The 13179-nt window shown below is 42.0% G+C and carries 25 protein-coding genes; all 25 read left to right on the top strand.

The window, feature by feature from the left end:
- Positions 1-45 precede the first annotated feature (45 nt).
- The 25 genes from DIC78_RS09505 (at position 46) to map (ending at position 13152) form a co-directional block, all read left to right on the top strand.
- Positions 46-984 (top strand): alpha/beta fold hydrolase, encoded by a 939-nt coding sequence (locus tag DIC78_RS09505; protein WP_127696924.1) that lies wholly within the window; start codon positions 46-48, stop codon positions 982-984.
- Positions 985-1243: 259 nt separating this feature from the next.
- The gene (rpsJ, locus tag DIC78_RS09500; protein ID WP_003156464.1) at positions 1244-1552 is read left to right on the top strand and encodes a 30S ribosomal protein S10; all 309 of its coding nucleotides are present in this window, start codon (positions 1244-1246) and stop codon (positions 1550-1552) included.
- Positions 1553-1591: 39 nt separating this feature from the next.
- Complete coding sequence (gene rplC / locus DIC78_RS09495) at positions 1592-2221, top strand: 50S ribosomal protein L3 (protein WP_059291697.1); 630 nt, start codon at positions 1592-1594, stop codon at positions 2219-2221.
- A 27-nt stretch (positions 2222-2248) separates the two neighbouring features.
- The gene (rplD, locus tag DIC78_RS09490; RefSeq protein WP_003242004.1) at positions 2249-2872 is read left to right on the top strand and encodes a 50S ribosomal protein L4; all 624 of its coding nucleotides are present in this window, start codon (positions 2249-2251) and stop codon (positions 2870-2872) included.
- Positions 2872-3159, top strand: coding sequence for a 50S ribosomal protein L23 (gene rplW, locus DIC78_RS09485; RefSeq protein WP_003225793.1), 288 nt, complete (start codon positions 2872-2874; stop codon positions 3157-3159). Before rplD ends, rplW begins: the two co-directional genes overlap by 1 nt.
- A 31-nt stretch (positions 3160-3190) precedes the next feature.
- Complete coding sequence (gene rplB, locus DIC78_RS09480) at positions 3191-4024, top strand: 50S ribosomal protein L2 (protein ID WP_003225795.1); 834 nt, start codon at positions 3191-3193, stop codon at positions 4022-4024.
- A gap of 57 nt (positions 4025-4081) precedes the next feature.
- Positions 4082-4360 carry a 30S ribosomal protein S19 gene (gene rpsS / locus DIC78_RS09475; RefSeq protein WP_003156472.1) on the top strand — a complete coding sequence of 93 codons (279 nt, stop codon included), beginning with the start codon at positions 4082-4084 and terminating at the stop codon, positions 4358-4360.
- Positions 4361-4376: 16 nt separating this feature from the next.
- A complete protein-coding gene (gene rplV, locus DIC78_RS09470; RefSeq protein ID WP_003156475.1) occupies positions 4377-4718 on the top strand; it encodes a 50S ribosomal protein L22 in 342 nt (113 codons plus the stop codon).
- 3 nt (positions 4719-4721) lie between these two features.
- Positions 4722-5378 (top strand): 30S ribosomal protein S3, encoded by a 657-nt coding sequence (gene rpsC, locus DIC78_RS09465; RefSeq protein WP_010332773.1) that lies wholly within the window; start codon positions 4722-4724, stop codon positions 5376-5378.
- Between the two features lies 1 nt (position 5379).
- Complete coding sequence (gene rplP / locus DIC78_RS09460; protein WP_003225801.1) at positions 5380-5814, top strand: 50S ribosomal protein L16; 435 nt, start codon at positions 5380-5382, stop codon at positions 5812-5814.
- Positions 5804-6004 carry a 50S ribosomal protein L29 gene (gene rpmC, locus DIC78_RS09455; protein WP_003156482.1) on the top strand — a complete coding sequence of 67 codons (201 nt, stop codon included), beginning with the start codon at positions 5804-5806 and terminating at the stop codon, positions 6002-6004. The genes rplP and rpmC overlap by 11 nt, the downstream gene beginning before the upstream one ends.
- 22 nt (positions 6005-6026) lie before the next feature.
- The gene (gene rpsQ / locus DIC78_RS09450) at positions 6027-6290 is read left to right on the top strand and encodes a 30S ribosomal protein S17 (protein WP_003178345.1); all 264 of its coding nucleotides are present in this window, start codon (positions 6027-6029) and stop codon (positions 6288-6290) included.
- A 41-nt stretch (positions 6291-6331) separates the two neighbouring features.
- Positions 6332-6700: a 50S ribosomal protein L14 gene (gene rplN / locus DIC78_RS09445; protein ID WP_003225805.1), complete on the top strand. Its 369-nt coding sequence runs from the start codon at positions 6332-6334 to the stop codon at positions 6698-6700.
- A 36-nt stretch (positions 6701-6736) separates the two neighbouring features.
- A complete protein-coding gene (rplX, locus tag DIC78_RS09440; protein ID WP_003156486.1) occupies positions 6737-7048 on the top strand; it encodes a 50S ribosomal protein L24 in 312 nt (103 codons plus the stop codon).
- 25 nt (positions 7049-7073) lie between these two features.
- Positions 7074-7613: a 50S ribosomal protein L5 gene (gene rplE / locus DIC78_RS09435; protein WP_044153413.1), complete on the top strand. Its 540-nt coding sequence runs from the start codon at positions 7074-7076 to the stop codon at positions 7611-7613.
- A gap of 22 nt (positions 7614-7635) precedes the next feature.
- Positions 7636-7821: a 30S ribosomal protein S14 gene (gene rpsN, locus DIC78_RS09430; protein WP_003156488.1), complete on the top strand. Its 186-nt coding sequence runs from the start codon at positions 7636-7638 to the stop codon at positions 7819-7821.
- A 31-nt stretch (positions 7822-7852) separates the two neighbouring features.
- Entirely contained in the window at positions 7853-8251 is a 399-nt protein-coding gene (gene rpsH / locus DIC78_RS09425; RefSeq protein WP_010332776.1) for a 30S ribosomal protein S8, read from the top strand.
- Positions 8252-8280: 29 nt separating this feature from the next.
- A complete protein-coding gene (gene rplF, locus DIC78_RS09420; protein ID WP_010332777.1) occupies positions 8281-8820 on the top strand; it encodes a 50S ribosomal protein L6 in 540 nt (179 codons plus the stop codon).
- 32 nt (positions 8821-8852) lie between these two features.
- Entirely contained in the window at positions 8853-9215 is a 363-nt protein-coding gene (gene rplR / locus DIC78_RS09415) for a 50S ribosomal protein L18 (RefSeq protein WP_044153410.1), read from the top strand.
- Positions 9216-9239: 24 nt separating this feature from the next.
- Positions 9240-9740, top strand: a complete 501-nt coding sequence (gene rpsE / locus DIC78_RS09410; protein WP_003156493.1) for a 30S ribosomal protein S5 — start codon at positions 9240-9242, stop codon at positions 9738-9740.
- 13 nt (positions 9741-9753) lie between these two features.
- Entirely contained in the window at positions 9754-9933 is a 180-nt protein-coding gene (rpmD, locus tag DIC78_RS09405) for a 50S ribosomal protein L30 (RefSeq protein ID WP_003156497.1), read from the top strand.
- 30 nt (positions 9934-9963) lie between these two features.
- Positions 9964-10404, top strand: coding sequence for a 50S ribosomal protein L15 (rplO, locus tag DIC78_RS09400; protein WP_003225819.1), 441 nt, complete (start codon positions 9964-9966; stop codon positions 10402-10404).
- A 1-nt stretch (position 10405) separates the two neighbouring features.
- Positions 10406-11701: a preprotein translocase subunit SecY gene (secY, locus tag DIC78_RS09395; protein ID WP_044153408.1), complete on the top strand. Its 1296-nt coding sequence runs from the start codon at positions 10406-10408 to the stop codon at positions 11699-11701.
- A 54-nt stretch (positions 11702-11755) separates the two neighbouring features.
- A complete protein-coding gene (locus DIC78_RS09390) occupies positions 11756-12409 on the top strand; it encodes an adenylate kinase (RefSeq protein ID WP_010332780.1) in 654 nt (217 codons plus the stop codon).
- The gene (map, locus tag DIC78_RS09385) at positions 12406-13152 is read left to right on the top strand and encodes a type I methionyl aminopeptidase (RefSeq protein WP_044153406.1); all 747 of its coding nucleotides are present in this window, start codon (positions 12406-12408) and stop codon (positions 13150-13152) included. Before DIC78_RS09390 ends, map begins: the two co-directional genes overlap by 4 nt.
- Positions 13153-13179 lie beyond the last annotated feature (27 nt).

Genomic DNA, 13179 nt, shown 5'->3' with positions numbered 1-13179 from the left:
TTTGCTTGTATAATAAGGTTTATCTTATTTGAGGAGCTATGGGTTATGAGTGAAAACACATCAATTTCTTTCATGAAAAAACTGAGGATCGAAAATACGAAGCAAATGCTCATGATCAATGGAAATGATATAGCGAACCCATTGCTGCTTTTTTTACATGGTGGACCCGGAGCATCGCAAATCGGATTTATCAGGAGCTATCAAAAGGAACTGGAACAGCACTTTACAGTTGTAAATTGGGATCAAAGGGGTTCAGGTCTTTCCTATACTAAACAGATTCCGCAGAGTTCAATGACAATCAGTCAAATCATTAAAGACACTATTCAAGTTACTGAATGGCTCTTAAATTACTTTTCAAAAACAAAAGTGTACCTTGCAGGACATTCTTGGGGTTCGCTGCTGGCTCTTCATGTACTGCAAGAAAGGCCGGATCTTTTTCACGCTTATTATGGAATCAGTCAGGTCACTAATACTCAGATGGAAGAAAAAACGGCCTATGATTCTCTGCGCAAGACAAATCGCTTTCTTTCAGTTGCCTTAGGCTTACTTGGCCCTCCACCTTGGAACAAGAAAATTCAGCACTTCATCTTTCGAGTCTGTATTGAACTGAGCAGGGGAGGATTCACTCATCATCGCCGGCACATTCTTACAGTATTGTGTCAGTTGCTTGCTGGAAATGAGTATGGAATAAAAAACATCTCTCGTTTCATCAGAGGACAGCTTTTCAGCGCAAAGTATTTAACTGATGATTTATTTCGTTTTGATGCATTTAAATCAGTTTCTTCTATTAAAGTACCGAGCTTTTTTATTTCGGGGAGACATGATTTGATCGTTCCTGCTGAAACATCGAAACAGTATTATCTGTTTGTGGATGCTCCTGAAAAGCGCTGGCATTATTTTAAAAACTCCGCCCACACGCCGCATATCGAGGAGCCTTCATTATTTGCCAATACTCTGAGTAAACACGCAGTGTACCACTTATGATAGAACAAAATTCCCTTATTCACTCGCTTCTTGATAAATAAGAAAAACACCTGTATAATACTAAAAGTGTGCAAATCATGCATATTCTAAATAAGTCTTGCAACATACGTCTATTTTCTGTATAATGGTGTATGTTGGTCTTTGACTGCGATGAAGTGAGAGGTTGCTGACACACCCGGCCGCTTTGCCATGGCAAGGTGTTCAGGTTTTTCTCACGGAGAACTGTCTAACGTGAAGTAGGCGAAAAGGAGGGAAAATAATGGCAAAACAAAAAATTCGTATTCGTTTGAAAGCATATGATCATAGAATCCTTGATCAATCTGCAGAGAAGATTGTTGAAACGGCAAAACGTTCTGGTGCCAGCGTATCTGGTCCGATTCCGTTGCCAACTGAAAAATCAGTTTACACAATCCTTCGTGCGGTGCACAAATACAAAGATTCTCGTGAGCAATTTGAAATGCGTACACATAAACGTTTAATCGACATTGTGAACCCAACACCACAAACTGTTGATGCGCTCATGCGATTAGACTTACCATCTGGTGTCGATATCGAAATTAAACTTTAATTCTAAAATATAGAATGATCTTAATAGGAGGTGTGACGAATGACCAAAGGAATCTTAGGAAGAAAAATTGGTATGACGCAAGTATTCGCAGAAAACGGTGATCTTATTCCGGTAACTGTTATTGAAGCTGCTCCGAACGTTGTTCTCCAAAAGAAAACAGCTGAAAACGACGGCTACGAAGCAATCCAGCTTGGTTTTGACGACAAGCGCGAAAAGCTTTCTAACAAACCTGAACAAGGACACGTTGCTAAAGCGGAAACTGCTCCTAAGCGCTTCGTAAAAGAATTACGCGGAGTGGAAATGGATGCGTATGAAGTTGGTCAGGAAGTCAAGGTTGAAATTTTCTCTGCTGGAGAAATTGTAGATGTAACAGGAGTATCTAAAGGTAAAGGTTTCCAAGGTGCGATCAAGCGCCACGGACAATCTCGCGGACCTATGTCTCACGGTTCACGCTACCACCGTCGTCCTGGTTCAATGGGACCTGTAGATCCTAACCGTGTATTCAAAGGTAAATTATTACCTGGACGTATGGGCGGAGAGCAGATCACTGTTCAAAACCTTGAAGTCGTAAAAGTTGATGCGGAACGCAATCTTCTTTTGATCAAAGGTAACGTACCTGGTGCGAGAAAATCTTTAATCACTGTTAAAAGTGCTGTTAAATCTAAATAACTCTCTTAGGAAAGGAGGAAATTGATCATGCCAAAAGTAGCATTATACAACCAAAACGGTTCTACTGCTGGTGACATCGAATTAAACGCTTCTGTATTTGGAATTGAGCCAAATGAAAGTGTTGTATTCGACGCTATTCTTATGCAAAGAGCTTCCTTACGTCAAGGATCTCACAAAGTAAAAAATCGTTCTGAAGTACGCGGCGGAGGTCGTAAACCATGGCGTCAAAAAGGTACTGGACGTGCCCGTCAAGGTTCTATCCGTTCACCGCAATGGCGCGGAGGTGGTGTCGTATTCGGCCCAACACCACGCAGCTATTCTTATAAATTACCTAAAAAAGTTCGCCGCTTGGCAATCAAATCAGTATTGTCTTCTAAAGTAAACGACAACAACATCATCGTACTTGAAGATCTTACTCTTGATACGGCTAAAACAAAAGAAATGGCAGCTATCCTTAAAGGATTATCTGTTGAGAAAAAAGCTTTAATCGTAACTGCAGATGCTAACGAAGCAGTAGCTTTATCTGCTCGCAACATTCCTGGAGTTACTGTAGTTGAAGCTAACGGAATCAACGTTTTAGACGTTGTCAACCACGAGAAGCTTCTGATTACAAAAGCAGCGGTTGAAAAAGTAGAGGAGGTGCTTGCATAATGAAAGATCCTCGTGATGTTCTAAAGCGCCCCGTCATTACTGAACGTTCTGCTGATTTAATGGCTGAAAAGAAATATACTTTTGAAGTTGATGTAAGAGCTAACAAAACAGAAGTGAAAGACGCGGTTGAAAGCATCTTTGGAGTGAAAGTTGACAAAGTCAACATCATGAACTACAAAGGTAAATCAAAACGTGTTGGACGCTACACTGGTATGACTAGCCGTCGCAGAAAAGCGATCGTAAAACTTACTGCAGACAGCAAAGAAATCGAAATTTTTGAAGCTTAATTATCTGTAAAAAGAAGGAGGGAAATTCAAAATGGCGATTAAAAAGTATAAACCGACCTCTAATGGACGTCGTGGCATGACAACTTCAGATTTTGCTGAAATCACGACTGACAAGCCGGAAAAATCCTTGCTTGCTCCCCTTCACAAAAAAGGCGGACGTAACAACCAAGGTAAATTGACTGTACGTCACCAAGGTGGCGGACATAAACGCCAATACCGTGTTATCGACTTCAAACGCGATAAAGATGGTATACCTGGACGCGTTGCTACAGTTGAATACGATCCAAACCGTTCAGCTAACATCGCTCTAATCAACTATGCAGACGGAGAAAAACGTTACATTCTTGCTCCAAAAGGAATTCAAGTGGGTACTGAAATCATGTCAGGTCCAGAAGCTGACATCAAAGTAGGTAATGCACTTCCACTTATCAACATCCCTGTTGGTACAGTTGTGCATAACATTGAATTAAAACCTGGCAAAGGCGGACAGCTTGTACGTTCAGCTGGTACATCTGCTCAGGTTCTTGGTAAAGAAGGTAAATACGTTCTTGTACGTCTTAACTCTGGAGAAGTTCGCATGATTCTTTCTGCTTGCCGTGCTTCTATCGGTCAAGTAGGTAACGAACAGCACGAACTTATCAACATTGGTAAAGCTGGACGTTCTCGCTGGAAAGGCATCCGTCCAACAGTTCGTGGTTCTGTAATGAACCCTAACGATCACCCACACGGTGGTGGTGAAGGACGTGCGCCAATCGGACGTAAATCACCAATGTCTCCATGGGGCAAACCAACTCTTGGATTCAAGACACGTAAGAAAAAGAACAAATCTGATAAATTTATCGTACGTCGTCGCAAAAATAAATAACGGGGTTGTCTACGGTTCACTTCGGACCGTAGTGCAATCACGAAGGGAGGTTCCAAAATGGCTCGCAGCTTGAAAAAAGGACCATTTGTCGATGGACACTTGATGACAAAAATCGAGAAATTAAATGAAACAGACAAGAAACAAGTCGTAAAAACTTGGTCTCGTCGTTCTACTATTTTCCCACAGTTTATTGGTCACACAATCGCAGTCTATGACGGACGTAAACACGTGCCTGTATTCATCTCTGAAGATATGGTAGGGCATAAGTTGGGTGAATTCGCTCCAACTCGTACGTACAAAGGTCATGCTAGTGATGACAAAAAAACAAGACGCTAAGAGAGGAGGCTTTTAAATGCAAGCTAAAGCTGTTGCAAGAACAGTCCGTATTGCTCCTCGTAAAGCACGTCTAGTAATGGACCTGATTCGAGGCAAGCAAGTAGGTGAAGCAGTGTCAATCTTGAACCTAACACCGAGAGCTGCTTCTCCAATTATCGAGAAAGTATTAAAATCCGCTATTGCAAATGCTGAGCATAACTATGAAATGGACGCTAACAACCTGGTTATTTCTCAAGCATTCGTTGACGAAGGCCCTACGTTAAAAAGATTCCGCCCACGTGCTATGGGACGTGCGAGCCAAATCAACAAACGTACGAGCCACATTACAATCGTTGTATCAGAAAAGAAGGAGGGATAAGTAGTGGGTCAAAAGGTAAATCCAGTCGGTCTTCGTATCGGAGTCATTCGTGATTGGGAATCTAAGTGGTACGCTGGTAAAGATTACGCTGACTTCCTGCACGAAGATTTAAGAATTCGTGAATACATTAGCAAACGACTTTCTGACGCTTCTGTTTCTAAAGTTGAAATCGAACGCGCAGCAAATCGTGTTAACATTACGATCCACACAGCTAAGCCTGGTATGGTTATCGGTAAAGGCGGTTCTGAAGTTGAAGCACTTCGTAAAGCCCTTAACAGCCTTACTGGCAAGCGTGTACACATTAACATTCTTGAAATCAAAAGAGCAGATCTTGATGCACAGCTAGTTGCTGACAACATCGCTCGTCAATTAGAAAACCGTGTATCTTTCCGCCGTGCGCAGAAACAACAAATCCAACGCACAATGCGTGCTGGAGCACAAGGTGTGAAAACAATGGTTTCTGGTCGTCTTGGCGGTGCAGATATCGCTCGTTCTGAATACTACAGTGAAGGAACTGTTCCATTGCACACATTACGTGCGGACATTGACTATGCAACATCTGAAGCTGACACTACTTACGGTAAGCTTGGTGTAAAAGTCTGGATCTATCGTGGAGAGGTTCTTCCTACTAAGAAGAAAACTGAGGAAGGAGGAAAATAATATGTTATTACCTAAACGCGTTAAATATCGCAGAGAGCATCGCGGAAAAATGCGTGGCCGTGCGAAAGGCGGTACTGAAGTACATTTCGGTGAGTTCGGTATCCAAGCTCTAGAAGCTTCTTGGATCACTAACCGTCAAATCGAAGCTGCCCGTATTGCGATGACTCGTTACATGAAACGTGGCGGTAAAGTTTGGATCAAAATTTTCCCTTCTAAACCTTACACTGCTAAACCACTTGAGGTACGTATGGGATCCGGTAAAGGGGCTCCAGAAGGTTGGGTAGCTGTTGTAAAACCGGGCAAAGTTTTATTTGAAATTTCTGGTGTGTCTGAAGAGGTTGCTCGTGAAGCACTTCGTCTTGCATCTCACAAATTGCCAATTAAAACGAAGTTCGTAAAACGTGAAGAAATTGGTGGTGAATCAAATGAAAGCTAATGAAATTCGTGACCTTACCACTGCTGAAATTGAACAAAAAGTAAAGTCTCTTAAAGAAGAACTTTTCAATCTTCGCTTTCAATTAGCGACAGGACAACTTGAAAATACTGCTCGCATTCGTGAAGTGCGCAAAGCTATCGCGCGCATGAAAACTGTGATTCGTGAAAGAGAAATTGCTGCTAATAAATAATCACTGAGGGGAGGTCGTGAGCATGAGCGAACGTAACCAACGCAAAGTTTACCAAGGCCGTGTTGTTTCTGACAAAATGGATAAAACCATCACTGTTGTTGTTGAAACATACAAGAAACATTCACTTTACGGTAAACGCGTAAAATACTCAAAGAAATTCAAAGCACATGATGAAAATAATCAAGCGAAAATCGGTGACATCGTAAAGATCATGGAAACTCGTCCATTGTCTGCAACTAAGCGTTTCCGTCTAGTTGAAGTTGTCGAAGAAGCTGTTATTATCTAATAAAGTTCGGAATTCTTTTTTCCGAAGGGAGGTAACAAATAATGATTCAACAAGAGACTCGTTTAAAAGTAGCTGACAACTCTGGCGCACGTGAAGTACTTACTATTAAAGTTCTTGGTGGTTCTGGTCGTAAAACAGCTAACATTGGTGATGTAATTGTTTGCACGGTTAAACAAGCAACACCAGGAGGCGTTGTCAAAAAAGGTGAAGTCGTAAAAGCTGTTATCGTTCGCACTAAAAGCGGAGCGCGCAGAAGTGACGGTTCATACATCAGCTTCGATGAGAATGCATGTGTTATCATCCGTGACGACAAGAGCCCGCGTGGAACTCGTATCTTCGGACCAGTTGCTCGTGAATTGCGTGAAAACAACTTTATGAAAATTGTTTCTCTAGCTCCAGAAGTTATCTAATGAAATAAATGCCTTATTCAAGGAGGTGCGATCAGGATGCATGTAAAAAAAGGCGATAAAGTTATGGTTATCTCTGGTAAAGATAAAGGTAAACAAGGAACAATCCTTGCTGCTTTCCCTAAAAAGGACCGCGTTTTAGTTGAAGGTGTTAACATGGTAAAGAAACACTCTAAACCAACTCAAGCTAACCCTCAAGGCGGTATTTCTAATCAAGAGGCGCCAATTCATGTATCAAACGTTATGCCGCTCGATCCTAAAACAGGTGAAGTGACTCGCGTAGGATACAAAGTGGAAGATGGCAAAAAAGTTCGTGTAGCAAAAAAATCTGGGCAAGTTCTAGATAAATAGTATTAAAGGAAGGGAGGTCTATCTCATGAACCGCCTTAAAGAAAAGTACAATAAAGAAATTGCACCTGCTTTAATGACTAAGTTCAACTATGACTCAGTTATGCAAGTGCCTAAAATTGAAAAAATCGTAATCAACATGGGTGTTGGTGACGCTGTTCAAAACGCAAAAGCAATCGACAGTGCTGTTGAAGAATTAACGTTTATCGCAGGTCAAAAACCTGTCGTTACTCGTGCGAAGAAATCAATTGCTGGATTCCGTCTTCGTGAAGGAATGCCTATCGGTGCGAAAGTAACTCTTCGCGGAGAGCGCATGTATGATTTCCTTGATAAACTTATTTCTGTATCTTTACCGCGTGTACGTGACTTCCGCGGGGTTTCTAAAAAATCTTTCGACGGTCGCGGTAACTACACACTTGGTATCAAAGAACAGTTAATCTTCCCTGAAATTGACTACGATAAAGTAACAAAGGTTCGCGGAATGGACATCGTTATTGTAACGACTGCTAATTCTGATGAAGAGGCTCGTGAGCTATTAACTCAAGTAGGTATGCCGTTCCAGAAATAATCAATGAAAGGGAGGCGAAATCGTGGCTAAGAAGTCAATGATTGCGAAACAACAACGTACACCAAAGTTTAAAGTACAAGAGTACACTCGCTGTGAACGCTGCGGACGTCCGCATTCAGTCATTCGTAAATTTAAACTTTGCCGTATTTGTTTCCGTGAGCTTGCATATAAAGGACAAATTCCTGGCGTGAAAAAAGCCAGCTGGTAATCCCCAAGAAAGGGAAGGAGGTAATTATATAATGGTTATGACAGATCCAATTGCAGATATGCTGACTCGTATTCGTAATGCAAACATGGTACGTCATGAGAAGCTTGAAATTCCTGCTTCTAAATTGAAAAGAGAAATTGCTGAAATTTTAAAGCGTGAAGGTTTCATTCGTGACGTTGAGTTCGTAGAAGACAGTAAACAAGGTATCATCCGCGTTTTCTTGAAATACGGACAAAATAACGAGCGCGTAATCACTGGTCTTAAAAGAATCAGCAAACCTGGTTTGCGTGTTTATGCTAAATCTAATGAAGTACCGCGTGTACTTAACGGTCTAGGAATCGCAATTCTTTCTACATCACATGGCGTTTTAACGGACAAAGAAGCCCGTGCAAAACAAGCTGGTGGAGAAGTATTAGCATACGTTTGGTAAAAAGTTTAACATGAATGGAGGTGTTTGGTATGTCTCGTGTAGGTAAGAAGCTACTTGAGATTCCTTCTGATGTTACAGTAACGTTAAACGATAACAATACTGTAGCTGTGAAAGGACCAAAAGGAGAATTAACTCGTACGTTTCACCCTGATATGGAGATTAAAATAGAGGACAATGTGCTTACAGTCGCTCGTCCTTCTGATCAAAAAGAGCACCGTGCCCTGCATGGTACGACTCGCAGTCTGCTTGGCAACATGGTGGAAGGCGTATCTAAAGGATTTGAAAGAGGTTTGGAATTAGTCGGTGTCGGTTACCGTGCGTCTAAATCCGGAAATAAACTTGTTTTAAACGTTGGATACTCTCACCCTGTTGAGATCGTCCCTGAAGAAGGCATCGATATCGAAGTTCCTTCTCAAACTAAAGTAGTCGTTAAAGGTACAGACAAAGAACGTGTAGGAGCTATTGCTGCTAACATTCGCGCTGTCCGTTCTCCAGAGCCTTACAAAGGTAAAGGAATCCGCTACGAAGGTGAAGTTGTTCGCCGTAAAGAAGGTAAATCTGCTAAGTAAGATCGCTTAAAGTGAAGAAAGGAGTGACCTAGATGATTACGAAAACTAGCAAAAATGCTGCTCGTCTTAAAAGACACGCTCGTGTTCGCGCTAAACTTTCTGGTACTGCTGAAAGACCGCGTCTTAACGTTTTCCGTTCAAACAAGCACATTTACGCTCAAATCATCGATGATGTAAATGGTGTAACACTTGCTAGTGCATCTACTCTCGATAAAGACTTGAACGTTGAAAGCACTGGAGATACTTCAGCTGCTGCTAAAGTTGGAGAATTAGTTGCAAAACGCGCTGCTGAAAAAGGCGTTTCTGACGTAGTATTTGACCGTGGCGGATACTTATACCATGGACGTGTAAAAGCTTTGGCTGATGCCGCTCGTGAAGCTGGACTTAAATTTTAATAAAAGAAGGAGGGACACATGATTATGCGTCGTATTGACCCAAGCAAATTAGAGTTAGAAGAACGCTTAGTTACGGTTAACCGCGTAGCGAAAGTTGTTAAAGGTGGTCGTCGTTTCCGCTTCGCAGCTCTAGTCGTTGTCGGTGACAAAAACGGACACGTAGGATTCGGTACTGGTAAAGCACAAGAAGTACCAGAAGCGATCCGCAAAGCTGTTGAAGATGCGAAAAAGAATTTAATTGAAGTACCAATGGTTGGAACTACAATTCCACATGAAATCATCGGACGTTTCGGTGCAGGTAACATCTTGTTAAAACCTGCTTCTGAAGGTACTGGAGTTATCGCTGGAGGCCCTGTACGTGCGGTACTTGAGCTTGCTGGTGTAGCTGACATCCTTTCTAAGTCTTTAGGTTCTAACACACCGATCAACATGATTCGTGCAACACTTCAAGGCTTAAGTGAACTTAAGCGTGCTGAAGAGGTTGCGAAGCTTCGTGGAAAATCTGTAGAAGAACTGTTAGGATAAGGAGGGAATATTAATGGCTAAATTAGAAATTACCCTCAAACGAAGTGTAATCGGTCGCCCGGAAGATCAACGCGTTACTGTGAGAACACTTGGTTTAAAGAAAACAAACCAAACTGTTGTTCATGAAGACAACGCTGCGATTCGTGGTATGATTAATAAAGTATCTCATTTAGTTTCTGTTAAAGAACAATAAAAATAATTGATCGGATAAGGAGGTGTCCTAATGAAACTTCATGAATTAAAACCTTCAGAAGGTTCACGCAAAACGCGTAATCGCGTAGGTCGTGGTATTGGTTCTGGCAACGGTAAAACAGCTGGTAAAGGTCACAAAGGTCAAAACGCTCGTTCTGGCGGCGGTGTACGCCCAGGGTTCGAGGGGGGACAAATGCCTTTATTCCAACGTCTTCCTAAACGCGGTTTTACTAACATTAACCGTAAGGAATACGCTGTAGTCAACCTAGACAAATTGAACGGTTTTGCAGAAGGAACGGAAGTCACTCCTGAACTTCTTCTTGAGACTGGTGTTATAAGCAAACTTAATGCAGGAGTAAAGATTCTTGGCAACGGTAAATTAGAGAAAAAATTAACTGTAAAAGCCAATAAATTCTCTGCTTCTGCGAAAGAAGCTGTTGAAGCTGCTGGCGGTACAGCTGAGGTGATCTAACTTGTTTAAAACAATCTCCAACTTTATGCGTGTGAGTGATATCCGGAATAAAATCATATTCACTTTACTCATGCTTATCGTCTTTCGCATAGGTGCGTTTATTCCTGTGCCGTATGTTAACGCTGATGTGTTACAGGCACAGTCTCAAATGGGAGTATTTGATCTTCTTAATACATTTGGCGGCGGTGCGCTTTACCAATTCTCTATTTTCGCAATGGGGATTACTCCTTACATCACAGCTTCAATCATCATCCAGCTGCTTCAGATGGATGTTGTGCCGAAGTTTACTGAGTGGTCTAAGCAGGGTGAAGTCGGCCGCCGTAAATTGGCTCAGTTCACAAGATACTTTACGATTGTCCTTGGATTTATCCAAGCGTTGGGTATGTCATACGGATTTAACAATTTGGCTAACGGATTGCTGATTGAAAAATCCGGCGTATCCACATATCTGATCATCGCTTTAGTACTCACTGGCGGAACTGCCTTTTTAATGTGGCTTGGAGAACAAATCACATCTCATGGAGTAGGCAACGGAATATCGATCATTATCTTCGCGGGGATTGTGTCTAGTATTCCGAAAACGGTTGGACAAATATATGAGACTCAATTTGTCGGCAGCAACGATCAGCTGTTTATTCATATTGTGAAAGTCGCTCTTCTTGTGATTGCGATTTTAGCAGTTATTGTTGGAGTTATTTTCATTCAGCAAGCTGTACGGAAAATTGCGATTCAATATGCTAAAGGCACAGGTCGTTCACCTGCTGGCGGAGGTCAGTCTACTCACCTTCCATTGAAAGTGAATCCTGCCGGTGTTATTCCAGTAATCTTTGCGGTTGCGTTTTTAATAACACCGCGTACGATCGCGTCATTCTTTGGAACAAACGATGTGACAAAGTGGATTCAAGCCAACTTTGACAATACACATCCGGTGGGGATGACTATATATGTTGCGTTAATTATTGCCTTTACGTACTTTTATGCTTTTGTCCAGGTTAATCCTGAACAAATGGCTGATAACCTTAAAAAACAGGGTGGCTATATCCCGGGGGTTCGTCCAGGGAAAATGACTCAAGATAGAATTACGAGCATTTTGTATCGACTTACGTTTGTGGGTGCTTTATTCTTAGCCGTGATTTCCATTCTTCCTATCTTTTTCATTCAATTCGCTGGATTGCCTCAAAGTGCACAAATTGGCGGAACATCTTTGTTAATTGTTGTCGGGGTAGCCTTGGAGACAATGAAACAACTAGAAAGCCAGTTGGTGAAACGAAACTACCGTGGATTTATGAAAAACTAGAGGAAATGGATTTATCCATTCCCTCTTAATTAAGAGAGGACGGGGGAAATCCGAATGAACTTAGTCTTAATGGGGCTTCCTGGTGCCGGTAAAGGTACACAGGGCGAACGAATTGTTGAGGATTATGGAATACCTCACATCTCAACAGGAGATATGTTCCGTGCTGCTATGAAAGAGGAAACATCACTCGGACTCGAAGCAAAATCTTATATTGATAAGGGAGAGCTCGTACCTGATGAAGTCACAATTGGAATTGTCAAAGAAAGACTTGGCAAAGATGATTGTGAAAGAGGTTTTCTTCTGGACGGATTTCCGCGAACAGTCGCTCAAGCCGAAGCTCTTGAAGAAATTCTTGAAGAATACGGCAAGCCGATTGATTATGTCATTAACATTAAAGTTGATAAAGATTCTTTAATGGAACGTCTGACTGGACGCAGAATTTGCAGTGTTTGCGGCACAACCTATCATTTAGTCTTTAATCCGCCGAAAACGCCGGGTGTTTGTGATAAAGACGGAGGCGAACTCTATCAACGGGCAGATGATAATGAGGAAACAGTCTCTAAACGGCTTGAGGTAAACATGAAGCAGACTCAGCCTTTACTCGATTTCTATTCTGAGAAAGGTTATCTTGTAAACGTGAATGGCCAGCAGGACATTCAAGATGTTTATGCAGATGTGAAGGATCTTCTTGGAGGATTAAAAAAATGATTATCTGTAAAACCCCACGTGAACTTGGTATCATGCGGGAAGCAGGGCGAATCGTGGCTTTGACTCATGAAGAGTTAAAAAAGCACATTAAACCAGGAATCTCGACAAAAGAATTGGATCAAATTGCCGAACGTTTTATTAAGAAGCAGGGTGCAATCCCATCTTTTAAGGGGTATAATGGGTTTCGCGGGAGCATTTGCGTATCAGTGAATGAAGAGCTCGTTCACGGCATTCCTGGCAGCAGGGTGCTGCGTGACGGTGACATCATCAGTATTGATATCGGTGCTAAATTAAATGGTTATCATGGTGACTCTGCATGGACATATCCGGTAGGAAACATCAGTGATGATGATAAAAAACTTCTGGAAGTGACAGAGGAATCTTTATATAAAGGCTTGCAGGAAGCAAAACCAGGTGAACGTTTGTCGAATATTTCCCACGCAATACAAACGTATGTCGAAAATGAGCAGTTTTCAGTTGTTAGGGAGTATGTCGGACATGGTGTTGGTCAAGACTTGCATGAGGACCCGCAAATTCCTCATTACGGTCCGCCCAACAAAGGACCACGGCTTAAACCTGGCATGGTTCTCGCTATTGAACCTATGGTGAACGCTGGCAGCCGCTATGTGAAAACTTTGGCTGATAACTGGACGGTTGTAACGGTAGATGGGAAAAAGTGTGCTCATTTTGAACATACAATTGCGATTACGGAAACGGGTTTTGATATACTGACAAAAGTCTAGATGATGACATCATTCCGAAGGCAGATG

This window comes from Bacillus halotolerans, from assembly GCF_004006435.1.
Classification (GTDB): Bacteria; Bacillota; Bacilli; order Bacillales; family Bacillaceae; genus Bacillus; species Bacillus halotolerans.
Note: the sequence above shows the minus strand (reverse complement) of the source record. Positions and strands in the feature narration are given on the sequence as shown.